This window comes from Brevibacterium sp. CS2 (assembly GCF_005280295.1).
GTDB classification, from domain to species: Bacteria; Actinomycetota; Actinomycetes; order Actinomycetales; family Brevibacteriaceae; genus Brevibacterium; species Brevibacterium pityocampae.
In genome coordinates this window covers 1,503,544-1,527,632 of record NZ_CP040020.1, presented here as the reverse complement: position 1 = coordinate 1,527,632, position 24,089 = coordinate 1,503,544, and the positions used below count along the sequence as shown (strand labels likewise).

General features: G+C 68.8%; 20 protein-coding genes and 1 pseudogene. 11 read left to right on the top strand and 10 right to left on the bottom strand.

The genetic code is table 11. The annotated features are described in order from the left end of the window. Positions 1 to 180: 180 nt before the first annotated feature. The 5 genes from FDF13_RS06780 to FDF13_RS15225 all read right to left on the bottom strand — a co-directional run bounded on the left by FDF13_RS06780 (position 181) and on the right by FDF13_RS15225 (position 5,011). A complete protein-coding gene (locus FDF13_RS06780; protein WP_137318998.1) occupies positions 181 to 1,101 on the bottom strand; it encodes a TatD family hydrolase in 921 nt (306 codons plus the stop codon). After that, positions 1,101 to 2,624 (bottom strand): methionine--tRNA ligase, encoded by a 1,524-nt coding sequence (metG, locus tag FDF13_RS06775; protein WP_137318997.1) that lies wholly within the window; start codon positions 2,622 to 2,624, stop codon positions 1,101 to 1,103. The genes FDF13_RS06780 and metG overlap by 1 nt, the downstream gene beginning before the upstream one ends. Before the next feature lie 113 nt (positions 2,625 to 2,737). Further along, complete coding sequence (gene rsmI / locus FDF13_RS06770; protein ID WP_254668944.1) at positions 2,738 to 3,613, bottom strand: 16S rRNA (cytidine(1402)-2'-O)-methyltransferase; 876 nt, start codon at positions 3,611 to 3,613, stop codon at positions 2,738 to 2,740. Positions 3,614 to 3,647: 34 nt separating this feature from the next. Beyond that, positions 3,648 to 4,163 (bottom strand): DUF4190 domain-containing protein, encoded by a 516-nt coding sequence (locus FDF13_RS06765; protein ID WP_101653392.1) that lies wholly within the window; start codon positions 4,161 to 4,163, stop codon positions 3,648 to 3,650. Positions 4,164 to 4,345: 182 nt separating this feature from the next. Continuing rightward, positions 4,346 to 5,011, bottom strand: coding sequence for a DUF4190 domain-containing protein (locus FDF13_RS15225; protein WP_137318996.1), 666 nt, complete (start codon positions 5,009 to 5,011; stop codon positions 4,346 to 4,348). 120 nt (positions 5,012 to 5,131) lie between these two features. Between FDF13_RS15225 and FDF13_RS06755 the strand changes: the two genes are divergently transcribed. The 7 genes from FDF13_RS06755 to FDF13_RS15220 all read left to right on the top strand — a co-directional run bounded on the left by FDF13_RS06755 (position 5,132) and on the right by FDF13_RS15220 (position 15,079). After that, positions 5,132 to 6,889, top strand: a complete 1,758-nt coding sequence (locus tag FDF13_RS06755) for a dolichyl-phosphate-mannose--protein mannosyltransferase (protein WP_254668943.1) — start codon at positions 5,132 to 5,134, stop codon at positions 6,887 to 6,889. Positions 6,890 to 6,925: 36 nt separating this feature from the next. Continuing rightward, positions 6,926 to 8,062, top strand: a complete 1,137-nt coding sequence (locus FDF13_RS06750; RefSeq protein WP_137320407.1) for an acylneuraminate cytidylyltransferase — start codon at positions 6,926 to 6,928, stop codon at positions 8,060 to 8,062. Positions 8,063 to 8,123: 61 nt separating this feature from the next. Beyond that, a complete protein-coding gene (locus FDF13_RS06745) occupies positions 8,124 to 9,008 on the top strand; it encodes an N-acetylneuraminate synthase family protein (protein WP_137318995.1) in 885 nt (294 codons plus the stop codon). Between the two features lie 63 nt (positions 9,009 to 9,071). Beyond that, positions 9,072 to 10,052 (top strand): glycosyltransferase, encoded by a 981-nt coding sequence (locus FDF13_RS06740; RefSeq protein WP_175406891.1) that lies wholly within the window; start codon positions 9,072 to 9,074, stop codon positions 10,050 to 10,052. Further along, the gene (locus FDF13_RS06735) at positions 10,049 to 11,407 is read left to right on the top strand and encodes a hypothetical protein (RefSeq protein ID WP_137318993.1); all 1,359 of its coding nucleotides are present in this window, start codon (positions 10,049 to 10,051) and stop codon (positions 11,405 to 11,407) included. The genes FDF13_RS06740 and FDF13_RS06735 overlap by 4 nt, the downstream gene beginning before the upstream one ends. Positions 11,408 to 11,532: 125 nt before the next feature. Then, the gene (locus tag FDF13_RS06730) at positions 11,533 to 12,744 is read left to right on the top strand and encodes a DUF6716 putative glycosyltransferase (protein ID WP_137318992.1); all 1,212 of its coding nucleotides are present in this window, start codon (positions 11,533 to 11,535) and stop codon (positions 12,742 to 12,744) included. 43 nt (positions 12,745 to 12,787) lie between these two features. Beyond that, a complete protein-coding gene (locus tag FDF13_RS15220; protein WP_254668942.1) occupies positions 12,788 to 15,079 on the top strand; it encodes a DUF6716 putative glycosyltransferase in 2,292 nt (763 codons plus the stop codon). A gap of 63 nt (positions 15,080 to 15,142) precedes the next feature. Here the strand turns inward: FDF13_RS15220 and FDF13_RS15585 are convergent, their stop codons facing one another. From FDF13_RS15585 to FDF13_RS06705, 4 genes and pseudogenes are all read right to left on the bottom strand, one after another. After that, positions 15,143 to 15,343 carry an LGFP repeat-containing protein gene (locus FDF13_RS15585; RefSeq protein WP_368074058.1) on the bottom strand — a complete coding sequence of 67 codons (201 nt, stop codon included), beginning with the start codon at positions 15,341 to 15,343 and terminating at the stop codon, positions 15,143 to 15,145. Then, positions 15,320 to 15,646 (bottom strand): annotated as a pseudogene (locus tag FDF13_RS15580) (LGFP repeat-containing protein); the annotation flags it as partial. The gene FDF13_RS15585 and the pseudogene FDF13_RS15580, both read right to left, overlap by 24 nt. Before the next feature lie 51 nt (positions 15,647 to 15,697). Continuing rightward, on the bottom strand, positions 15,698 to 17,065 hold the full coding sequence (locus tag FDF13_RS06710; protein WP_137318990.1) for an N-acetylmuramoyl-L-alanine amidase: 1,368 nt from the start codon (positions 17,063 to 17,065) through the stop codon (positions 15,698 to 15,700). A 244-nt stretch (positions 17,066 to 17,309) separates the two neighbouring features. Continuing rightward, the gene (locus FDF13_RS06705) at positions 17,310 to 17,870 is read right to left on the bottom strand and encodes a GtrA family protein (protein ID WP_137318989.1); all 561 of its coding nucleotides are present in this window, start codon (positions 17,868 to 17,870) and stop codon (positions 17,310 to 17,312) included. 254 nt (positions 17,871 to 18,124) lie between these two features. Between FDF13_RS06705 and FDF13_RS06700 the strand changes: the two genes are divergently transcribed. From FDF13_RS06700 to FDF13_RS06690, 3 genes are read left to right on the top strand one after another with little or no spacing between them, the layout of a single operon-like run. Continuing rightward, positions 18,125 to 19,084, top strand: coding sequence for a methionine ABC transporter ATP-binding protein (locus tag FDF13_RS06700; RefSeq protein WP_137318988.1), 960 nt, complete (start codon positions 18,125 to 18,127; stop codon positions 19,082 to 19,084). After that, positions 19,081 to 19,755 carry a methionine ABC transporter permease gene (locus FDF13_RS06695; protein WP_137318987.1) on the top strand — a complete coding sequence of 225 codons (675 nt, stop codon included), beginning with the start codon at positions 19,081 to 19,083 and terminating at the stop codon, positions 19,753 to 19,755. Before FDF13_RS06700 ends, FDF13_RS06695 begins: the two co-directional genes overlap by 4 nt. A 59-nt stretch (positions 19,756 to 19,814) precedes the next feature. Then, a complete protein-coding gene (locus FDF13_RS06690; protein WP_137318986.1) occupies positions 19,815 to 20,654 on the top strand; it encodes a MetQ/NlpA family ABC transporter substrate-binding protein in 840 nt (279 codons plus the stop codon). 171 nt (positions 20,655 to 20,825) lie between these two features. Here the strand turns inward: FDF13_RS06690 and FDF13_RS06685 are convergent, their stop codons facing one another. After that, complete coding sequence (locus FDF13_RS06685) at positions 20,826 to 23,819, bottom strand: CDP-glycerol glycerophosphotransferase family protein (protein ID WP_254668941.1); 2,994 nt, start codon at positions 23,817 to 23,819, stop codon at positions 20,826 to 20,828. Between FDF13_RS06685 and FDF13_RS06680 the strand changes: the two genes are divergently transcribed. Continuing rightward, on the top strand, positions 23,812 to 23,991 hold the full coding sequence (locus tag FDF13_RS06680) for a hypothetical protein (RefSeq protein WP_137318985.1): 180 nt from the start codon (positions 23,812 to 23,814) through the stop codon (positions 23,989 to 23,991). The two genes, FDF13_RS06685 and FDF13_RS06680, sit on opposite strands and share 8 nt — an antisense overlap. The last annotated feature ends 98 nt before the right edge of the window (positions 23,992 to 24,089 follow it).

The following is a 24,089-nucleotide window of genomic DNA, read 5'->3' as shown; positions in this document are numbered from 1 at the left end:
CGGGTTCCTCCGAGGGAGTATGGGGGCAGGAAGAAGACTGCACCAAGCGTAACCGGTTCGTTATCAAAATGGCAATCCTGTTACATGCGCGAGACAACGCCCGAGGTCAGGGCCGCAGCACCGGTCGCTCACCGGGTCACGGCGCAGGTCACGAAAGGGTGTCGTCGCCTGCTCCCGGCGTCACAGCTCCCAGGTGCCGAAGGCCTGCTCGGCGTTCGCGGTGATCTGTTCGCAGAGCTCGGCGAGCGGGGCTTCGCGCACCTCGGCGAGCTTTCGCAGGGTCACCGCAGTGAGGTATGGCCCACCAGGGCGGCCGCGGTGCGGGTGCGGGGTGAGGAACGGTGCATCGGTCTCGCTCAGCAGCAGGCGGGGCGGGACGACGGCGGCCGCGTGGCGCAGGTCGGCGGCATTCTTGAACGTGATGTTCCCCGCGAAGGACATGAAGAAGCCGCGCTCGGCACAGGCCCGGGCGAACTCCGCGTCCCCGGAGAAGCAGTGGAACACCGTGACATCCGGCGCCCCCTCCTCGTCGAGGATCCGGAGCACGTCGGCGTGGGCGTTCCGGTCGTGGATCTGGAGCGCGAGCCCCTGCCGCTTGGCGATCTCGATGTGGGCGCGGAACGACTCCTGCTGCGCGGCGATGCCGTCGTCCTCGGTGCGGAAGTAGTCGAGTCCGGTCTCCCCCACGACGCGGATCCTCTCCCCCGCGGCGAGCTGCTCGATCTCGGTGAGCGACTCCTCGAGGAGGCCCACCGCGGCCAGCCGCGGCGCCTCGTTCGGGTGGATCGCCACCCCGCCGAGCATCCAGTCCCGGCCGGCGGCGGCCTCGGCGGCGACGACCTCGGCGGTCCAGCGCGCCGAGCGCATGTCGCACCCGATCTGCACGATCCGAGTGACCCCCGCCTGCTGGGCGGTGTCGTGGAAGAACGCGAGCGGCGGGAACTCCTCGTCAGCTCCCGGCTCGACCTCCGGCGCGGGCTCGCCCGACTTGATCGGACCGCGGGCACCGGTGCAGATGTCGAGGTGGGTATGGGTGTCGACGCCCGGAACCGGGAGCGGTTCGGGCACCTCGGGGTAGTCTCCTGCGGCGCGCGAGGCCATCAGTCCTCCTGGAACTTGGGGAACACCGGGACGGGCGCGGGTAGCGGAGTGCCGGCGACGAGCGGGGTGTCGAGGGCGGCGAAGTCGCGCGCGTCCGCGGGCACCGCGAGCAGGTCGAGGAGGCGGGCGGTGGACTCCGGCATCACCGGCTGGACGAGCAGGGTGATGATGCGCACGACCTCGATCGTCACCCACAGCACCGTGGCCATCCGCGTCTCGTCGGTCTTCCGGAGCTTCCACGGCTCCTGCGCGCTGAAGTACCTGTTCGCCGCCGCGAGCACCTTCCAGCACGCCTCGAGGTAGAGGTGGAGGCTCTGTGTGCCGACGTGCTCGGCGGCCTGCGCGTAGGCGCCGCGGGCGGCGGCGAGGAGCGCCTCGTCGTCGGCGGTGAGCTCGCCCGGGGTCGGGACGGCGCCGCCGCAGTTCTTCGCCACCATCGACAGCGAGCGCTGGGCGAGGTTGCCGTACTCATTGGCGAGGTCGGTGTTCTTGCGGGTGACGATGCCCTCGTGGGAGTACGAACCGTCCTGGCCGTAGGAGAACTCGCGGAGCACGAAGAAGCGGACGGTGTCGAGCCCGTAGCCCTCGACGAGCGCATAGGGATCGACGACGTTGCCCACCGACTTCGACATCTTCTCGCCCTTGTTGAAGAGGAAGCCGTGGGCGTGGACGCGGCGGGGCAGCTCGATCCCGGCGCTCATGAGGAAGGCCGGCCAGTAGATCGCGTGGAAGCGGGCGATGTCCTTGCCGATGATGTGGACGTCGGCGGGCCACCAGCGCTCGAAGGCGGCCGGGTCGTGCGGGAACCCGGCCCCGGTGAGGTAGTTGGTGAGCGCGTCGACCCACACGTACATCACGTGCTTCTCGTCCCCGGGGACCGGGATCCCCCAGTCGAAGGTCGTCCGCGAGATCGAGAGGTCCTTGAGACCGGAGGCGACGAACGAGGCGACCTCGTTGCGGCGCACGTCCGGGCCGACGAACTCGGGGTGCTCGCGGTAGAGCTCGAGCAGCGGCTCCTGGTACTTCGAGAGGCGGAAGAAGTAGGACTCCTCCTCCGTCCACGTCACCTCGGCGCCGGAGGACTGGGCGACGCGGATGCCGTCGACGACCTCGGTCTCGTCCTCGGCGAAGTACGCCTCGTCCCGCACCGAGTACCACCCGGAGTAGGAGTCGAGGTAGATGTCGCCGTTGGCCTCCATCCGCCGCCACAGCTCCTGGCAGGTGGCCCGGTGGTCGGCGTCGGTGGTGCGGATGAAGCGGTCGTAGGACACGCCGAGCATGTCGTCGAGCGCCCGGAAGGCCGCGGAGTTCGTGTCGGCGAGCTCCTGGGTGCTCACCCCGAGCTTCTGCGCCGTCTGCTGCATCTTGAGGCCGTGCTCGTCGGTGCCCGTCATGAAGAAGACGTCCTCGCCGGCGAGTCGGTGGAATCGCGCGATGGTGTCTGCGGCGATGTACTCGTAGGCGTGCCCGATGTGCGGGGCGCCGTTCGGGTACGCGATGGCGGTGGTGATGTAGAAGCTCATGGACACCCAGTCTACTGATCGCACCGGGGCGCTCGGGCCCGCGTCCGCGGTGCTCGGCCCGGTCCCCGCGGGCCGCCGATCCGCAGTGCGCGCACCGCTGATCCGCGCCCCGCTCAGTCCTCGGCGTGGATGTATTCCTCGTACATCGCGCGGGTGGAGATCCCGTGGCGCTCGGCGACCTCGGCGGCGGCCTTCTTCGCCCGCATCCCGCCGTCGACGAGGCGCCGCATCTCGGCGAGGTGGTCGGCGGGTTCGGCGGCATCCCCCGGGTGTCCGGCGACGACGAGGGTGAGCTCGCCGCGCAGCCCCTCCGCAGCGCGGTCGTGGAGCTCGGATGCGGTCCCGCGGAGCACCTCCTCGTAGGTCTTCGTGAGCTCGCGCGAGATCGTCATCGGCCGGTCGGGGCCGAAGGCGGCGACGATGTCATCGAGCGCCGCGGCGATCCGGTGGGGGCTCTCGAAGAAGACGAGCGTGCGCTCCTCGCGGGCGAGCGCGGCGAGAGCGCGGGATCGCTCCCCGGCCTTCCGGGGCAGGAATCCCTCGAAGGCGAAGCGGTCCGAGGGGAGGCCGGACAGCGCGAGCGCGGTGAGCACGGCGGACGGGCCGGGCGCCGAGGTGACGGGCAGGTCGCGGTCGGCGACCGCGCGCACCACCCGGTAGCCGGGGTCGGACACCGCGGGCATCCCCGCGTCGGCGAGGAGCACGACCCGCTTGCCCGCAGCGACGGCGTCGGCGATGTCGGCGGCCTTCGCGTCCTCGTTGTGGTCGAAGAGGCTGATGATCGCCGAGGTGTGGGCGAGCCCCAGCCGATCGGCCAGCCCGAGGAAGCGCCGGGTGTCCTCGGCGGCGATGAGGTCGGCGGCCCCGATCTCGTGCCGCAGCCGCTCCGAGGCGTCGCCGAGGTTCCCGATCGGGGTCCCGACGAGCACGAGGCACCCGTCCCCGGTGCGGGGGGCGGGCGCCTCGGGCGCGGGATCGGCAGGGATCACGGTGCGAACCGGATGCAGCAGGGCGGGTGCGGGGTCAGTAGCCGGCGGTCGAGCCCCAGATGGCGAGCCCGAACATCCCGACGAAGAACAGGATGTAGAGGACCCAGAACAGCACCCACAGGCCGAGCACGACGTAGCCGACGATGAGCCCCCACAGAGCCATCTGCTCGCCGGCCTCGCCGGTCCGCTTGATCTGGCTCTTGCCGAGGTGACCGAAGATGATGCCGAGGATCGAGGTCATGCCGCCGGTGGCGATGCCGACGAGCGACATGATGAGCGACAGGAGCGCCATGGTGTTCGTCGGCCGCGTCTGCACGTAGCCGCCGGGGGCGCCGTAGCTCTGCGGTGCGGCGTAGCCGGACTGCGCGGCGTAGGGGTCGCCGCCGTAGGACGCGCTCTGGCCGTAGCCGGCGTCGCCGTACTGGGCGCCCGCCGGAGCGGACCCGTACGCCGGGGCGGCGTAGGCGTCATAGGCCGCAGCGCCGCCGGGATAGCCGGCGGAACCGCCGCTCGTGCCGTAGGGATCGGGCTGGTAGCCGTTGCTGGACATGTGGGGACTCTCTTCTCTCTCGACCGTCTGGGATCAACGGTAGGCCGTCGCGGACGGCCCCGGCAATCGGAGGATGTCACGGTTCGGCAATATCCGCGTCGAACCTGTCGCACAGCAGACCGGGCGGAGGGCGAACGGGGCGGACGGAAGGCGAGCAACCGGCGGACGGGCCGGCAGGACGCTCAGAGCCGCCCGGTCATCCCGAGGAACACCCCGAGGCCGATCGCGAGGAGGAACAGCAGGATGCACAGGGCGGCGACGGCGTAGCCGATGATGATGCCGGTGAGGGCCATGCCGCCGCCCTCCCGACCGGTCCGCTTGATCTGCGACCGGGCGATGTGCCCGGTGACGGCCGCGCCGACGGCTGCGAGGAAGGCGAGCGGGATGAGGATGCCGAGGAACAGTCCGAGGAATCCGAATGCCCCGGCCCCGATCCCGAAGAGCATCGAGGTCAGGGCGAGCGGGTGCGCCGGGGACGGGGCGGGTGCCCCGCCCATCGGCGCCATGGTCGGCGATGCCGCGTAGGGGTACGGGTGCGGGTTCTCCGACGCCGCCGCGTAGGGGTACGGGTTCCGCGGCGCCGCGTACGGGGGCGGGTCCTGCGGTGCGGGATGGCCGGACGGCGGAGCACCGGGGTGTGCGGCCTGGTGGGCGCCGAGATACCCGTCCTGCGGGACACCGGGGTGCCCGCCCTGATAGGCACCGGGATACCCGGGCTCCGGTACCGGGCCGGGCGCCTGCTGCCCTCCGGGATACCCGCCCTGCGGGGCGCTGGGATACCCCGGCTGCGGGACACCGTGTCCGTCCGGCGATCCTCCGGCGGAGGGGATGTTCGGGTCGTGCGCCATGGCTGCGTCAGCTGCTTCCGGCCGGGGTCGAGGGTTCCCAGCCTATGCGCCGGTCGCGGCATCGACCACCCCCGGGTGAGCGGACCCGGCCCCCGCGCCCGGCTGTCTACACTGATCCGTGTGAGCTTCTCGACCCTCGGATCCCGACTGCTGCCCGTGCGCTCCCCGCACGCGCTGCTCGGCTGGCTCATCCCGGCGCTGCTCGCGGTCCTCGGCGGGGCGCTCCGGTTCCACCGGCTCGAGTTCCCCTCGCGCCTCGTGTTCGACGAGACCTACTACGTCAAGGACGCCTATTCGCTCACCCGGTTCGGCTACGAGCGGGACTGGCCCGACGAGCCCAATGCGGCCTTCGAGGCCGGGGACGCAGACATCATCCTCGACTCCCCCGCGTACGTCGTCCACCCGCCGCTGGGCAAGTGGATCCTCGGCTCCGGCATCGAGCTGTTCGGCGCGGACTCCTCGTTCGGCTGGCGGTTCGGCGCCGCCCTCATCGGGGCGCTGTCGATCTTCCTCCTCGCCCGCATCGCGATCCGCCTGTTCTCCTCGCTGTGGATCGGCTCGATCGCCGGCCTGCTCCTCGCGGTGGACGGCGAGCACTTCGTCCACTCCCGCACCGGTCTGCTCGACATCTTCCTCATGTTCTTCATCCTGCTCGCCTTCGGATTCCTCGTCCTCGATCGCGAGTGGGCCGACCGGAGGCTCGTCGAGCGGATGACCCGGGCACCGGACTCTCCCGGGTCCGGCGGTCCCCGGCCGCGCGCCGAGGTGCCGGCGGCCCCCGCTGCGGGGTCCGGTGCTGCCTACGCGCAGCCGGCCTCGGTCGCCGCCCACCCGCAGTCGGCCTCGGTCGCCGAGCGGCTCCGGCCGCGGCCGCTGCGCTTCGTCTCCGAAGTCCTCGACTCCGCGACGCGCGGCGGCGCGGCGACCCGCCGCCTGCTCGTCTCCCCCGAGTTCGGGCCCTCCCTGGGCCTGCGGCCGTGGCGGCTGGCCGCCGGGATCAGCCTCGGCCTGGCGATGGGCGTCAAGTGGTCCGGGCTCTACGCCCTCGCGGTGTTCGGGATCCTCGCGGTCCTGTGGGACGTCGGCGCCCGGCGCCGCGCCGGCGTGCGTCGCCCGTGGACGGCCGCCCTCGTCAAGGACTCCGTCCCCGCCTTCCTCTCCCTCGTGCCCGTCGCCCTCGTCGTCTACGTCGTGTGCTGGCTCGGCTGGATCCTCAATCCCGGCGGCTGGGACCGGTCCTGGGCGGCGGACAACCGCGGCTGGTGGTCGTTCCTGCCCGACTGGCTCGCGAGCCTCGGGCACTACCACTACACCGCCTACACCTTCCACGTCGGGCTCGACTCCGAGCACCCGTACATGTCGAACCCGTGGGGCTGGATCGTCCAATGGCGCCCGACCTCCTTCTTCTACGAATCCTTCGAGCAGGGGGAGGCCGGCTGCGCCGCCGAGCGTTGCTCGCAGGCGATCACCTCGCTCGGCAACCCGGTGATCTGGGGACTCGCACCCGTCGCGATCGTCCTCGTGCTCGGCGCCTGGCTGCTCCGCCGCGACCGGCGGGCCGGCGCGATCCTCGCGGGACTCCTCGCCACCTGGGTTCCGTGGTTCTTCTACCAGGACCGGACGATCTTCACCTTCTACACCATCGTCATGGTGCCCTTCGTCGTCCTCGCCCTCGCCTACTGCCTGGGTCTGCTGTGGGGCGAACCGGACGCAGGACGCGACCGCACCGATCGCGTGCTCCTCGGCAGGCGTCTCGCGGTGGGCCTCGTCGTCGCGTGCGCGATCCTCGCATTCGCCTGGTTCTACCCCGTCTACACCGGGCAGATGCTGCCGTACGAGGACTGGCGTGCACGAATGTGGAACCCGACGTGGGTGTAGTACGCTGAAAGCCTTGTGACTCAACAGCTGAACTCGATGCGGACGGTTGCGATCATCCCCGCCCGCGGCGGATCCAAGGGCATCCCGCTCAAGAACCTCCAGAAGGTCGCCGGCACCACCCTGCTCGCGCGGGCGGTCGGAGCCGCCTCGCAGGCGACCCGGGTCGACCTCGTCGTCGTCTCCACCGATCACGACGGCATCGCCGCGGAGGCCGAGCGCGCCGGAGCGACCGTCGTCCGCCGTCCCGACGAGATCTCCGGGGACCTGGCGAGCAGCGAGGAGGCCCTCCTCTACACCCTCGACCAGCTCCCCGAGGACTACGCCATCACCGCGTTCCTCCAGTGCACCTCGCCGTTCATCGACCCGCAGTCGATCGACAGCGCGATCGAGCGGGTCGCCTCCGACGAGGCCGACGTCGTGTTCTCCGCGGTCGAGGACCACAGCTTCCTGTGGACGCTCGACGACGCCGCCCGGGCGCAGGCCGTCGGCCACGACGCCGCCTTCCGCCCGCGCCGCCAGGACCGCAAGATCCACTACAACGAGACCGGCGCCTTCTACATCATGCGCACGGCCGGACTGCAGGAGCACCGCCACCGGTTCTTCGGCCGGATCGAGATCGAGGAGGTGCCCCTCGAGCAGGCCCGCGAGATCGACACCATGGCCGACCTCACCCTCGTCCGCGCGATCGCCGCGGCCGGCGGCAGCCCCACGGTCCTCGACGTCGACGCCCTCGTCACCGATTTCGACGGCGTCCACACCGACGATGCGGGATACGTCAACGAGCACGGGGACGAGATGGTCCGCGTGCACCGCGGCGACGGGATGGGCGTGAGCCGACTCGTCAAGCACGGCGTGCCGTTCCTCATCCTGTCGAAGGAGCGCAACCCCGTCGTCACCCGTAGGGCGGAGAAACTTCACGTCGAGGTCGCCCAGGGGATCGACAATAAGGCCGATGTGCTCCTCTCGTGGATGCGGGAGAAGGACCTCGATCCGGAGCGCGTCGCCTACGTCGGCAACGACATCAACGACCTCGAGGCGTTCTCCGTCGTCGGCTGGCCCGTCGCGGTGGCCGACGCACATCCCGAGGTGCTCCTCGCCGCGCGGCTGGTATTGTCGCACCGCGGAGGGCACGGGGCGGTCCGCGAAGTGTGCGACCTCATCCCGGCGGAATGAACGACTGCATGATCCAGCACGAGCACCACCGAGCCCGTACACCTACCAGAAAGAAGGTCTCATGTCTGTGAACGAGATCAAGCCGGTAGCCATCGGCGACATCCTCGTCGGCCCCGGCCAGCCGGTCTACATGATCGGCGAGATCGGCATCAACCACAACGGTGACGTCGAGATCGCCAAGCAGCTCATGGACGTCGCTGCGAAGGCGGGCGCCCAGGCGGTCAAGTTCCAAAAGCGGAACCCCGATGTCGCGGTCCCGGAGGACCAGAAGTCCAAGCCGCGCGACACCCCGTGGGGCGAGATGACCTACCTCGAGTACAAGTTCCGGGTGGAGTTCGAGGACGAGGAGTACACGGAGATCGACCGCTACGCCCGTGAGCTCGGGATCCAGTGGTTCGCCTCGCCGTGGGACATCGACTCGGTGAAGTTCCTCGATCGCTTCGATGCCGTGACCTACAAGATCGCGTCCGCCTCGGTCACCGACATCCCGCTCCTCGAAGCCGTCAAGGCCACCGGGAAGCCGGTGATCCTGTCGACCGGGATGTCGACCCTCGAGCAGATCGACAAGGCCGTGGAGACCCTCGGCACCGAGAACCTCGTGATGATGCACGCCACCTCGACCTACCCGCTCCCCCCGGAGGAGGTCAACCTCCTGGCGATCCCGGCTCTGCGCGAGCGCTACAACGTGCCGGTCGGCTACTCGGGGCACGAGATCGGCACCGCGATCTCCGTCGCCGCCGTCGCCCTGGGCGCGGTCACCGTGGAGCGCCACATCACGCTCGACACCTCGATGTGGGGCTCGGACCAGAAGGCCTCGATGGAGCCCGACGAGTTCATCCAGCTCGTCGCCGACATCCGCACCGTCGAGACCGCCCTGGGCGATGGCAAGAAGCGCGTCATGCCCGGCGAGGAGTCGAAGATCGAATCTCTCCGCGTCGTGAAATGAACACTCCGGTCCAGGGCAGTGCCGATGCGACATTCGGCACTGCCCTGGCGCAGAAGGGCTGACATGACCGACCCGCTCGTCAGTGTCATCGTCCCGCAGAGGAACGCCGGAAATCTGCTGGGAATGGCACTCCACAGTCTTGAAATTCAAACCATCGGCACCGACGCGTTCGAGGTCGTCGTCATCAATGACGGGTCCACGGACTGGACACCGGAGATCGTCGCGGAGTTCTCGGAGCGCCTGAACCTCACCGTGATCGACAATGCCGAGCCCCGCGGTGTCTCGACCGCACGCAATCAGGGTCTCGACATCGCCGGTGGCGAGCACATCGCGTTCCTCGATTCCGACGACTGGTTCGGCCCTGATCGGCTGCGAACACTGGTCGACGAGATCACGCGCCTCGACGTGGAATTCATCCGGACTGATTACGTCCGTGTTCGCGGGTTCCAGCGGTTGCTCTCCGCCGCTCCGCTGCGGCGGCGCTACGAGGCACTGGACCCTCGGGACTTCATCAACCCGCTCACAGTTCGGACCATGGTCGACTATCCGCAGGTGTGGAACGGTCTGTACTCGCGAGCGATGAAGGAGAAGGGCCTGTTGCACATGCGCCCGGACCTCCGGACCTGCGAGGACCGCGCCTGGACATGGCACCACCACATTGCTGCGGAATCGTTCGCTGTAGTCGATTGCCCAGATGTCTTCCACCGACGAGACCTGGAGTCGAGCCTGGTGAGCGTCATCGATGATCGGCAGCTCGACTTCATCCCGGCTTTCACCCATATTTTCCAGCTCCTGATCGAGCACCCTGAGCTGGAGGAGTTCTATCCGAAGGCCCTGCGGTCCTACCTCGCATTGGTGAACAACCATATTGAGAAGAGGGTCGCGAAGCTGCCTGACGTCCTCCGCACGAAGATGTTCGAAGACGCGCCCGTCCCGATCGGGATGTTCGGCGAGGAAGTCCTCGACCGGGCCCTCCTCCGTTTCGGTCGCGATCGGCTCGACACCATCTCTCCGATCCTCGAAAGCGCGAAGACAGACCGATGACCACTCTGTATCTGGCTTCCGGAATCTACGACCTCGTCTGTCTGACAGAGCTCCTGCGCAACGGCTCTGCGCTTCCGCCCGACGATGAGAAAGTCCTGGTGGCATACGACAGCACCTACGCCCCGGAGCTCAATGTCCCGCTCCAGGATTCTCCTTTCGCGCAATCGATGCTCACGCACTTCGATGCGGTCGTCGACTGGAACGCCGTCTGCTGGCCATCCCATCCAGCTCACTTCAACGTCGACGACGAGAACCGAGCTGCCCAACTGCGAGGCTTGATCGAGCGCGCGTGGCAACTGGACGGTTCTCCCACTGCGCTCGTGCTCAACAGCTTCTCCGACCGACCAGCGCAGACGATCGCGCGCATCTGGTCCTCCTCTCAGCTGACCGTCTACATGAACGGTCCCGAGGTCTACGGCCCGCTCACGGCTGAGAACCGGTCGTTGTCGCGACTTGTGCAGGCATGCATTACGTGGGATCTCGTTCCCCGGCTCGAGCCGCGCACGCCGCGCGGGGGATCGCCTGCATGGCAGGTGAGGAGCATCGATTCGATAGGAACGGTGATCGACGAGGCGGTACGCAAGAACCCCGATGCCGACGTCGTCCCGGCACTCCGCCCGGGACGCCGACGAGCCCTGATCGAGCGAGCCGACCTCATCGGCATGAAACTGGCTACCGAATCCGAAGAACGCGCCCTGCTCGACAGGATGCTCGCATACGCCGCAGACGCGGGCGCAGATGAGGTGATCCTCTGCGACCCGCCCTCATCGACGGGCCCGGCCACGACCATGCACAGCAGAGCGGAAGAACGGGGTCTGGACCTGTTCGTGGCATCCCCGTCGGTTCCACTGTCATTCCTCAACAGGATCGCAGAACCTGAGATCACCATCTGCATGACAGGGCGGGGGTTGGCGGAGGCGCGATCCGCCGGCGCTCGGCGGATCGATGCGCCCGAGGCCGGGAAACTCCTGTCCGGCCTGACACAGATGAATGACGCGCACCGTGTGCCATTGACGGTCCTCGACATCCTGTACGGCCCGAGCACGGATCCAGGACGTCCGGGCATCGAGCACTCCGGCGCTTCGGAAATTCTCGATGCGGTCGTCTACGCAATGTCTCCGCAGGATCGAAGAGCACTGAGAACGGCTGCCACGGCAGCTGCGGATGCAGCCGACGATGACATTCTCACCCGATATTTCACCCCAGAAGCTCGTGACCTGCTGAGCAGCGCTTCATCTCCGCGACCGCCCACCGACGCCGGCCTCGACCGGCCCAGTGAGAACTCCGTCGCGCAGCGCGCCGAGCGGTCCCCCCTCGCGTCCATCGGACGGCGACTGTTCGGCCGGCGGCAGTGATGGGGCCGCCGAATCCGGCTAGACCGGACGCCGACACCCCCACCTCGCTCATCGGCCGGGACCCTACCAGATCTTCCCGGAACCCCGAGATCAGTCGTGAATCCGACAGAACCCTGAAGGAGAACATGTCCTCGATCCGTCTTCTCGCCATTGCGGACAGTGAGTCCTACCTCAAGTGGGCGGCGCACCTGCTCCAGGCGCTCACCGACAACCACGCCGACGCTTCCGTGGACGTGGCGATCATCGATTCGCCGATCCGTCCGACTGCCGCCCAGGTTCAGCATGCGGTCGCGGGAACACAGTGGGCGCACGGCCGCGTGCGCGTACTCGACGGCGAGCAGCTCACACAGGAACTCGACGAATCGCAGCCGAACGTCATCCTCGCCGCGGCGACCGGCCCGGTCGTCGAACGGATCTTCTCCGTTGCAGCCTCGAGGCCGCAACGACCTGCCCTCGTCTCGGGGCTGCCCGGGATGGGGCTGCCGGCCACGGTCAAAGGCCAGAAGTACCGCCGACTCGGCGATCTCTTCATCGCGCATTCTGAGGTCGAACGGGAAGCGTACGCCATTGCCGCCGAACGGGCAGGGATCGGCACCAGACAGGCTGTGGCGCGCCTACCGATGCTCAAGTCCGCGGGTCTCCCCCACATCGTGTCGCAGCATGATCACCCAGTGACGACGGTGGTCTTCGCCACCCAGGCGAAAGTACCCGTCCAAAGGGGACAGCGCCGACAGATCCTCCTGGCGCTCGCAGAGTTCGCCCGCCGAGACCCTGACCATCGCGCGATTCTCAAAGTGCGCAGCCTCCCAGGAGAGCATGAGACCCACCGGGAGAAGCACAGCTTCATCGAGATCCTCGACGAACTCGTCTGCGACGGGGTGGTCCCCGAATCCGCGATCGACGTCATGGCCGGTCCGATGACCGACTTCCTGCAACCGGGCACCGCCCTCGTCACGGTGAGTTCTACAGCCGCACTCGAATCCTTGGACCGCGGGCTGCCGACTCTGATCATCGGTGATTTCGGCGTGACCCTCCGCAACCTGAACAAGGTTTTCATCGGGTCCGGGATCATCGGATCACTGTTCGACGTGGCCGCCGGGAGGTTTCAGTTCGCCCGTGAGGAGTGGCTGCTCGACAACTACTTCCAACCGCGCACCGAGGAAGTCCACGCAGAGCTGTCCGGGCTCGCGAAACTCGCCTCGGCAGGCCGTCTGAGATCAGTGCCCTGGGCGATTGAGATATACAAACTGCGACGGTTTCGTCAGCAGATCCGCGCATCTGCACCGCGACCTGTTCTGCGGAGCTACCGGAAGGCACGGAAGGCACTCCGCTTCTGAACCAGCAGCAGCCCGACCATGTGACCGAACACCGATGGAAAGCGTGCAGCCCGGCGACCGGGCCAAGAGCATTCGCTCCACGGCGAGGAAGGAGACAGGAGCGATGCAGTCGTTCGCGTGGATCGAGTCACCGCTGCAGTTCCTCTCGGCACTCGAAGCACGCGCTGAGGGTGAGTTCATGGAACTGCAGGTGAGAGGCGACGCGAGTGGAATGCAATCCTTCCTCAAGTCGTTCGAGACCAGGTGGCTCCCCGCGGAGGTGACCTTGCGCACAGCAATGGGCCGGCCGGAGGTCCCTGCCCGACCGCCCCAGGCCACCGTCACCCGGGCGCGGCATCCTGTGCGTCTTCTCGTCGGGGATCCCTGCTCGGGACGGTTCCAGTCTGCGCTGGCGAACGGATCCCTCGGGCGGCCGGAGCACATCACTCTCATCGATGACGGTTTGGCCACTGAGCATGCAGTTCGTCTGCTCACCACGACCTATCCCACACCGCTTCGCCGAGCGCGGCAGCAGCTGTCTCCCACTCGAGCGGCTCTGGCGTACAGCACTGCGCTCAATCTGCGTTCAGCGCTGCGCTCGGGCCGCATGAGCTGGACCACCGCCCTACCGCTCCCCGGATACCTCATCGCCGCTTTCACCGCGCTCGGCGGAACCGTTGCCCGGCACGATTTCGAACGTCTCCGATCGTTGGATCTGCCTGCACCGGATCTGCACGGCGAGATCGTGCTCGGCTCGTCGCTGGCCGTCGACGGCCTGATCCATGACGACGCGTACATGTCCTGGGTGGAGACGGCGACGGCCGGCCGCACCTGCGCCTACCTCCCCCACCGCAGAGAGAAGCCCGAGGATCTCGCACGGATCGCAGCACTGCCCGGGGTCACTGTCCTTGCACCCGGGCTGCCGGTCGAGCTGCGGCTCGCATCTGCCCCGCGCGGTGCACGACTCCTCAGCCTTCCGACCACGGCGGCGAGCACCTTGCGGCTCACCATGGACTCCCCACAGATCGAGGTGACACCTATCCCGTCGTCGTGGTGGACAGATGCGGCTCCCGACGGCCTCCGCCGAGCTCTGAACAGGTCATTCAACATACGGCAGTACAATGAGCGCGTGGATCGATTCACTATCGTCGCAGTGTGCGACAGCGAGTCCTATCTCAAGTGGGCTGCACGCACGATGGACGCGCTCGGACCTGATGCCGACAGCCATCTCAGGTTGATCGACACTCCCATCCTGCCCACCGCGGAGCAGACTCGGAATGCTCTTCTCGGATCGTCGTGGGCAGGACGCACGATTCCTGTGGTCAAGCGCGGCGATCTCGCGGACGGTTTCCTGAATCTCACCCCCGATGTCGTCCTGGCGGCGGCCACCGGCCCCGTGGTGCAGCAGATCTACGCGAGCGCCGCACGGCTGCCCCGGCGGCCCGGGCTCGTGTCCGGTCTCCCCGGAGTGGGTCTCCCAGCCACGTCGAAGGGGATGCGCTATCGGCGGATCGGCGATACGTTCATCACCCACTCTTCACGAGAGCGCGAGGAGTACCTGCGCATCACCCGGGAGCTTCGGATTCCCGCCGAGGTGATCGTCAACCGGTTGCCCCTGCTGGCGTCCGCTGAACCGCCGACTCCTGCATCCGATCTCGGTCGTCCCCCGGAACGGATCGTCTTCGCCACCCAAGCGAAGGTGCCGCACGGAAAAGAGGACCGAGTGCGGATCCTGCTGGCGCTCGCGGAGTACCGCAGACGCCACCCTGGGAGCGAAGTCATCGTCAAGGTGCGTTCGCGCCCGGGTGAGCAGGAGACGCATCGCGAGGAACACACGTACATGTCCCTCATCGACGAGCTCGTCGCCGACGGGCGAATGCAGCCCGGCGAGCTCACCGTCGGCGTCGGAGCGATGTCGACGTTCCTCTCCCCCGGCACGGCGCTCGTCACGGTCTCGTCGACCGCGGCGCTCGAAGCGATCGACCACGGCCTGCCGACGCTCGTGCTCGGAGATTTCGGGGTGGGCGAGGAGATGCTCAACCTCGCGTTCGCCGGTTCCGGGGCGATCGGCACCCTGCAGGACCTGGTGGCCGGGAATATCGGATTCCCGAATCGCGAGTGGCTGCTCGCGAACTACTTCCACCCGCCCAGCACCGAGCTCGCGGATTCGATCGCGCTGCTGGCGGTGCGCTCCCGCGAGCGCCAGCTGCCCGACATCCGTACCGCCGCACGGGTGCAGGACTTCCGCCGGATCCGAGCCGAACTCCGAACCTTGGCCCCGGACCCGGTGGTGCGCGGCTACCGCGCTGTTGCCAACCGTGCCCGGCAGATCGGCAGGAGGATCACCGACTCTTGAGGCAGATCGGGGTAGTGCCGACGAGAGTTCGCGCATGCGTCGACACCGCCCCGATCAGTCGGCTCAGGAGTAGAAGATCCGCGCCCCGGCCTTCGAGGACCAGAGGATGTAGCCGCCCTCGTAGTTCTGGCGCTTGTTCGCACCGGAACTGTATTCGTCGCTCGTCGGGTAACCCAGACGACCGCGCTCATAACCCTGGGTGCGCCACGCACGTTGGATTCTCCCCTGAGTGAAGTGGGCACCCGTGCTCTGGGTCCAGTGCATCGACCCGCCTTCGAACTTCTGGTAGCACCCGCCACGAATCAGGCCACAATCCTGATTCGAGGTCGGCAGCCTAGCCGCACTGCGCTCCCATCCATCGGCCTTCCAAGCCCTTCCGATCGGACCGTAGATCGACCACGCGCCGGTCCCCGCCGAGTAAGAGATGATGCCGCTCATGAAAGATTGAACATTCGCACCGGAGCGGAACTTGAATGGCTCCTCTTCACTCTTGGGATACCCCAATTTCCCGCGCTCGTACGACTGGACGCGCCACTGCCGCTGGATCGGACCGCCGGCCTTCGTGAAGTGAGCACCTGATACAGAGCTCCAGTGGACGGAGCCATTCTGGAACTTCCGTTAGCACCCCTTGTTCTTCAGGCCGCACCGCTCGTGCGTGGTCGGGGAGCCGGTCTTCGCAGTGTTGGCGTAGTAGAACTTCGTGATGGCCGAGGCGTTCGTCGGCGGGGTGAACCCGGCAAGGGACTTGGTGCGCACCTGGCGGAGCTGGCCGTAGAGGCCGTTACCCGGGCAGGACGTATGGGAGGTATCGCGATGACCGAAGATCCGCGGCAGCGTGACCTTCCGACCTGCCGGATAGCGTGAGGTGTCGCTGCCTCCCGAGGTCAGGGTCACCCGGCTGGTCGGGTCCCATCCCCACTTGTTCGCCTGCCATGCGCCGACCCTGCCGAGGGCGTTCACTACCGCCCCAGGAGCGGGCGACGAGTAGGTGCCCATGACCGACACCCCGAATGTCCCGGAGTTGAAGCCGGAGGCGTGCGCTCCCACGACGGCCCGGTCGAGCCCGCCGGATCGGCCCTCGTAGATCGTGCCGTAGCGGTCGACGAGCATGTTGTACCCCATGTCGCACCAGCCGCGGCTCTGCGTGTGGTAAGTCAGGATTCCGCGCAGGATGCCGGGCACCTGAGCACGGGTATAGCTCGTCGCACCCGCGGTGTGGTGCACGACCATCGCCCGGTTCGTGGACGTCGTGTCCGGTCGGCACTTCTTGAGGCTCTCGTTCGCACCCCATTCAGCACGGGAGACATATGTCAGGCCGGCGTTGACCGCGACCGTGGCGGCGCCGAAGCGGTGCGCATCGCTGTCGACCACCGCGGCAGCAGCTTCACTGCGTGGCACAAGACCCATCCCGGTGTCCCAAGCTCCGCCGGTGAAGGACGAATTCTGCGCGATCTGTTCGTCTGCGCCCGTGGTGGGAGTGGTCACGGTCTCGACGCTCACCTCCGCGTCGGCCGGACCATCGACCTTCACCTCCACGGCTACGCCCTCGGCGACCACGACCGGTTCCGTGCCGGCGGTGGCGCCGCCGGACTCCGAAGTGCCGGCATCGGGGCCGGCACCATCGCTTACCTCGAACTGCTCCCATGAACTCCACGCACCTTCGGGGTCCTGCGTACGGTAGCTGATGGAATCCGGGGTGTGCGCACCGTCCCACACCGCTCCCATCACGGTGACGGAGTCTTCGCCCGCCCCTCCCCCGGCGTCGCCGTCGAGTTCGATGACCGAGGAGTCATCGCCGTCGACGGCCCGAGAATCCGTGCGGGCCTCCGCCTCCTGCGGGCCTGCACCCGGCGAGGGTTCCGAGGACGACCCGCTCTCCGGAGGGGCCGATTCGGCCGGGGCCTCAGGGGTACCGCGTTCGCCGGGATCGGTGCTGCCGAGTTCCGGCAGGCCCGTCGCCGCGGATGCGGTGGCTGGCGCGAACACCAGGCCTGTGATGAGCAGGGGGATGACGAGCTACCGCTGCATGAGATCTCCTCGCGGCGGGTTACGAGCCCGCAGTTCGGTGGGGCGGGCATGTGCCTGATCGCCATGCACCGATATTCGGCTAATCGTAACCGAAGTCACAGGGAGCTCGCGGACCTCTTAGTCGAAGAAGCCGCGTTCCGGACACCGCAGGCCGGACATGCTCCGTACTGCACGGGCCGCCACCGACTCCGCAGAGCCCTGGTCAGTGAGAGTGCGCCTCGACGCCCGCGCTGGTGTCGAGATCGAGCTTCTCCACCCGTGGGCGATCGCGGAAGACGAAGGTGCGGTAGGCCCAGAACCGGAACACCATTGCCAGCCCGATGCCCACGATGTTCGTCGAGATGTTGTAGCTGATGGGGTCGCGCAGCCCGAGGACGTACCAGGTGAGGCCCAGCGGTGCGATGACGATGACCATGCCGAGCGCGTTGACGACGAGGAACGACCACAGGCCGGTCGTCGACGAACCCGTGCTCCGCTTGCCATAGGTCCAGAATTTGTTGCCGATCCAGGCGACGCCGACGGACACAACCGTGGAGACGATCTTCGCCTTGAGCGGCCCGTCGTGGAGCACGGCGGGGAATCCGAGGAAGCCGTAGACCAGGAGGTTCGAGAGCCCCACGTCGACGAGATAGGCAGCACCGCCGACTGCGAGGAACTGGAGGATCTCGGTGAGCAGGCGACGCCATCGGCCGAAGCGTGCGGCATTGCGTCCAGCCGTGTCCGCCAAGTCCTCAGCGGCGCTCCGGGCCTCTTCATCCTGCATAGGTCTCCACGGTACCGCGTCCGGACGCGCCGGGACCGACCGGCCGACCCGTGTCAACCCATCTCGGTCGCTGGCATCGGTGTGATCTAGCCGACGTTCGCCCCCGAATGCGTCGTTCCGTGTCATTCCGGTCCTCGCCTCCCCCACGTGCGGCGCATCATGGACGACGGTCCCCGCCTCGCGGCGCCTGCCCCCACCGGGCCGACACGGACGCGGCACACGGACCACCCCGACACCTGACCCAGGAGAACCCCGTGATCGAACTGCGCAGCCTGCGCAAGGAGTTCGCCGGCGTCGTGGCACTCGAGGACATCGACCTGTCCGTGCCCGCCGGCGAGATCCACGGCATCGTCGGCCGCTCCGGCGCCGGCAAGTCGACCCTCATCCGGTGCCTCACCGGCCTGGAGCGGCCCACCGCCGGCACGGTCACCATCGACGGCGTCGAGATCAGCGGCCGCCGCGGCGAAGAGCTCCGCCGCGCCCGCCGGAACATCGGCATGGTGTTCCAGCACGCGAACCTCCTCGATTCGCGCACCGCGCTCGGCAATGTCGAGCATCCGCTCGAGATCGCCGGGACGGGCAAGCGCGAGCGCCGCGCCCGCGCCCAGGAGCTCCTCGAGCTCGTCGGCCTGGCCGACCGGGCGGGCAACCACCCCGCCCAGCTCTCCGGCGGTCAGCAGCAGCGCGTCGGGATCGCCCGAGCGCTCGCCGCCGATCCCCGCATCCTGCTGTGCGACGAGCCGACCTCGGCGCTCGACTCCGGCACCACCCGGCAGATCCTCGAGCTCATCCGCTCGCTCCGCGAGCGCCTGGGGATCACCGTTCTCATCATCACCCACGAGATGTCGGTGGTGCGCGAGGTCTGCGATTCGGTAACCCTGCTGGAGAACGGCCGGATCGCCCGCACCGGCACCCTTCTCGACGTCATCCGGGACACCGACTCCCCCCTCGGGCGCGAGCTCCTCCCGCTGCCTCCGGGCGGCGCGGGCGAGGGCACCGCGATCGAGGTGCTCCTCACCGACGTGCCGTTGCGCCGGCTGCTCGACATCGTCGACCGGCATTCGGCCGACGCGCACATCGACTCCGGGGCCATCGAGACGATCACCGGCTCCCCGGTGAGCCGGCTCCGCTTCACCGTGGGCGACCCCGGCGCCGCCCGCGCTCTCGTCGCCGACCTCGACGCCGCCGGCATCCACGCGGAGGTGACCCGATGAACACGCCCACCTGGTTCGACAACCCCGCCATCACCGTCGAGCTCCTGCCCTCGCTCGGCGAGACGATCGCGATGACCGCATGGTCGACCGCGATCGCGATCCTCATCGGCCTGCCCCTGGGCATCTGGCTGTTCGTCACCACGAAGCACTCGCTCGCCCCGAACGCCGTCCTCCACCAGGTGCTGTCGACGATCGTCAACATCGGGCGCTCGATCCCCTTCATCGTCCTCATCATCGCGCTCATCCCGTTCACCCGGTTCGTCGTCGGCACCGCGCTCGGCTGGCAGGCCGCGGTCGTCGCGCTCACCATCAGCGCGATCCCGTTCTACGCCCGGCTCGTCGAGATCTCCCTCCACGAGGTCGCCGGCGGCAAGGTCGAGGCCGCGCAGATGATGGGCGCCTCGCGCGGGCAGATCATCCGCCAGGTGCTCGTCCCCGAGGCGCTCCCGGGACTCATCAGCGGCGCCACGGTGACCGCCGTCGCTCTCGTCAACTACACCGCGATGGCCGGTGCAGTGGGCGGCGGCGGCCTGGGCGACCTCGCGATCTCCTACGGCTACAACCGCTACCAAGCCGACGTCATGCTCGCCTGCGTCGTCCTGCTCGTCGCCTTCGTCGGGCTGATCCAGCTCATCGGCGACCGCCTGGCGCGCCTCGTCGACCACCGCTGAGGCGCACCGTCCTCCCGCTCCACCGTCCTCATCCACCCCGTCCTCATCCAAGGAGACCCATGAAGCTCACCTACGCAGCACTCGCCGCGACCACCGTCCTCGCCCTCACAGGCTGCGGCCTCACCGGCGGCGGCTCCGACGAGGTCGGCACCGAGTCGAACGGCGTCACAACGCTGACCATCGGCACCTCGGTCACCCCGCACGGCGACATCTGGCGCTACATCGACGAGAACCTCGCCGCCGACGCCGGCCTCGACCTCGAGATCAAGGAGTTCACCGACTACTCGCTTCCCAACCGGGCGCTCGTCGACGGCGAGCTCGACGCGAACTACTTCCAGCACCTGCCGTTCCTCGACTCCGAGCGCGAGGGGCAGGGCTACGACCTGTACAACTTCGAGCAGGGCCTCCACATCGAGCCGTTCGCGCTCTATTCGGAGAAGCACACCGACGTCGCGGAGCTGCCCGACGGCGCGACGATCGGCATCAACAACGACCCGGCGAACCAGGGCCGCGCGCTCAAGCTGCTCGCCGACAACGGGCTCATCGGGCTGGCCGACGGCGTCGACCCGATCACCGCGACGATCCACGACGTCGCGGAGAACCCGCAGAACCTCGAGTTCGTCGAGGCCGAGGCCGCGCAGCTCGCCCGCACTCTCGCCGACACCGACGCCTCGGTGATCAACGGCAACAACGCGCTCAACGCCGGGCTGTCCTCGAAGGACGACGGCCTGCTCGTCGAGACCCCGGAGGGCAACCCGTACCAGAACGTGCTCGTGGTGCGCGCCGGGGACGAGGAGAACGAGGCGATCCAGAAGCTCAACGAGATCGCCCACGACGACTCGGTGCGGACCTTCATCGAGGAGACCTGGCCCAAGGGCGAGGTCATCCCCGCGTTCTGATCGACCACCCTCCGATCAACCCCGTCGTGCGGACCCGCAGGTCCGCACCACGACCGAGACAGGATCCCGGGACCGGCACCTCGCCGGCCCGGGATCCTGTCGTCCCTGCTCGATCCCGCCCTGCGCGCACTCCCCTGCGGCGTCGTCTCAGGCCCTCCCGGACCGCGCGGATCACTCCTCGCCGGCGGCGGGCTCCTCGGCCCCGGCGACCGACGCGTCGGACAGCGCGGCATCGGACGGCGCGGCGTCGCCCGCCGGTTCGGCCGGCGCCTCCTCCGGGACCGTGTCCTCGGGGACGGCCTCGACGGCGGGCGGCACCGCGCCGAACGCCGCGTCGACCACCCGGGCGGCGGCCCGGCCGTCGTCGTGGGGTGCGAAGCGCCGCGCGAACTCCGCCGCGCGCGCCGCCGATTCCCCGCCCCCGGCCGCGAGCTCCGCGCCGATCCGGCGCAGCGCGGCGTAGAGCTCGTCCTCAGTCCGCACCACCGGACCGGGCACCTCGGCCTCGTAGTCGAGGTAGAAGCCGCGCAGGTCGTCGCGGTAGCGCTCGAGGTCGTAGGCGTAGAACACCATCGGCCGGCGCAGGATCGCGTAGTCGAAGAACACCGAGGAGTAGTCGGTGACGAGGACGTCCGCGGCGAGGAACAGCTCCTGGATGTCGGGGTAGGAGGACACGTCGAGCACCGCCTCGGCGGCGTCCTCGGGGATCTCCGCGGCGTGCCGCACGACGACGTGCATCCGCAGGAGCAGCGTGAACTCCGCGCCGAGATCCGCGGCGAACCGGGCCGGGTCGAGCTCGAGGGCGAGGGCGAAGTCGAAGCGGTTGCCACCGACGTTCGCGTCGTCCCGGAAAGTCGGCGCGTAGAGCACGACGGTCCGGTCCTCCGGGATGCCCAGGCGCTCGCGCACCGAGGCCCGGATCGCGTCCCGGTCGGGCGCGCGGAGCACGTCGTTGCGCGGATAGCCGAGCTCGAGCACCTCGGCGCGGTGCCGGAACGCGGAGGCGAACGCGGCGCTCGCGTACGGGCTCGGGGACACGAGGTGCGTCCACTGTGCGGTCGCCCGGCTCACCCGTGACAGGTAGCCCTCGTCGCGGCCGACGACCGCGTCGAGGTCGTGCTGCATGCGCTTGAGCGGGGTGCCGTGCCAGGTCTGCAGGTAGACGCCGTTCCTGCGACGGGTGATGTAGAAGGGGAAGTTCTGGTTGTTGACCCAGTAGCGGGCGCGGGCGAGGTGCCAGAAGTACGCCGGGGACAGGCGTTCGACGACGGTCGTGTGCGCATCGGTGACGGGGATCGGGCCGCGGTGGATCCACACCTTGCGGCGGGTGTCGCCGCGCCGCACGAGCTCCTCGTGGATCGCGCGCGGGCTGTCCGCGTACTGCCGGCCGACCTCGCTCTCGAACACGATGAGCGCGTCGTCGGCGGGCAGCCGCCGGGCCAGCCGGAACATCCGCCGCATGAGCGGGAAGTAGGCGCGGCTGCGCCGGATCCGACGCCAGCCGGCCTGCACGGCCTCGTGGTGGACGAGGTCGAGCGGGGTCCGCGTCCGGGTGGCGGCGCGCACCGCGTCGACGATCCGCTCCGAGCTGCCGCGGTCCCGGTGGGCGACGAGCGCGTCGGCGCGGGCGATGTACTCCGGGTCGGTGACCCCGCCGGATTCGTAGTGGCGCTCGATTTCGTCGAGCACCGCGGACTCGTCGAAGCGGACCGGGCCCGGGAGCTCGGTCTCGAGGTCGAAGTGCGAGCGGGTGCCGCGGAAGAACCGCTCGCGGTCGAACTGGTAGTAGACGAGCGTGCGGTGGAGGAAGCTGAAGTCGAGGCCGGCGCTCGAGTAGTCGGTGATCATCATCCCGCTCTGCCGGAGCAGGTCCTGGACCCGCACCTCGCCCTGGACGAACACCCGCACCGGCAGGTCCGCGAACTCGCCGATGAACTGCCGCATGTTCGGGTGCAGGCCGAACACGATGTCGAGCCCGTAGCGCTCCCTGAGCTCGGCGAGCCGGGGTGAGGACAGCAGGGAGCGCCATGCGGCGGTGAACTCCGAGGCGCTCACGGCCTCGGGAGAGGTGAGCCAGTCGCGCCAGGTGGGGAGGATGAGCACCTGCTGCGGACGGACCGGCAGCGAGTCGTCGAACAGGGTGTCGAAGCGCGACAGCCCGGTCACCGCGATGTCGTCCGGAGCGTACCCGAAGTCCTCGACGAGCATCCGCTTCTCCCGCTCGGAGCTCGCGATGAAGAGGTCGGTGTCGAAGCCCGGGGCGGAGCGCCCGTAGGTCGGTGTCATCCACTTCATCCCCATCACCCCGTGCTGGAGGAACACGCGCACCGCGCTGATCCGGCGGACGAAGTCGGGGCGCCTGCTCGGGTAGAGGTAGTCGGGGTGGTGGGAGCCGATGATTCGCTCCGCGGCGAGCGTGAGCCGGACGTGCTCGGCGGAACGGTGGTCGACGATCCGGTCCTCGTAGCCGGCGAGGTTGGCCCGCTCGGGCGAGCGCGGGTCGATGACGTAGCGGACGTCGATCTCCGGGTGGGTGTCGGCGACGTGCCGGAAGAAGGCGAGCCCGGTGTCCTGCGCGCGGAACGGCATCTCCCCGACGAGCCAGACCGGGCGCGCCTCGCCCGCATCCGGGCGCCGGGCGGGCTGGCGGAGTGCTGCGAACGCCTGGCGGTCGAACACCTCGACGGTGAAGGACAGGTTGCGGGCCTTGACGGTGAAGTACGGCACGATCGACACGCGGCGCTGCCCGATCCACGCCTCGCCCGGTCGCGCGCGCAGCCGTACGAGGTACCGGTTGCGGCCCACCCGGGAGCGGTGGACCTCCGCGGCCCCGGCGACCTTGGACTCGAGCCAGGCGTCGAAGGTGTCGTCGACGAGCTCCGGGTCGTCGAACAGCGTGTCGAGCGGTGCCTGCGCGGTGACGGTCCAGCGGCGCAGGCCGAACGCCCCGCGCGCCCCGGCGAGGTCGGGGGTGAGGACCGCGGGAACGCGCAGCCGGGTGCCGGTCACGCGCCCGGTGAGCACGAGCACCGCGCGCTCGAGCTCCGAGTGGCGGCTGTAGATCCGGCCGTCGAGCCGGAAGCGCTCCCCGCCCAGGGAGATCCGGTCGATGTGGACGCGCGCGTAGGGGGCGACCGACCTGTCGAACCTCACCCAGGTGTGCACGTTCCACCACCATTGGCACGAACGCTACGGCTGGGAGTCGGTCATGGCCCGCGGCCTGCCGGCGTGGATCCCGCCGCCGGACATCGATCCGCTGCAGCACCCGATCCACCACTCGAAGTTCCGCGCTCAGCTGGACGATGTCCAACTGCCCCTGTTCGACGACGGCTCGTGACCGGGGTTCGGCGACGAGCCGTGAACAGTTGCGCACGAGTCAAAGGTTCGAGCACACGGTGACGCAACGGCGCCATTTTCACTTATAACCGTACGGCA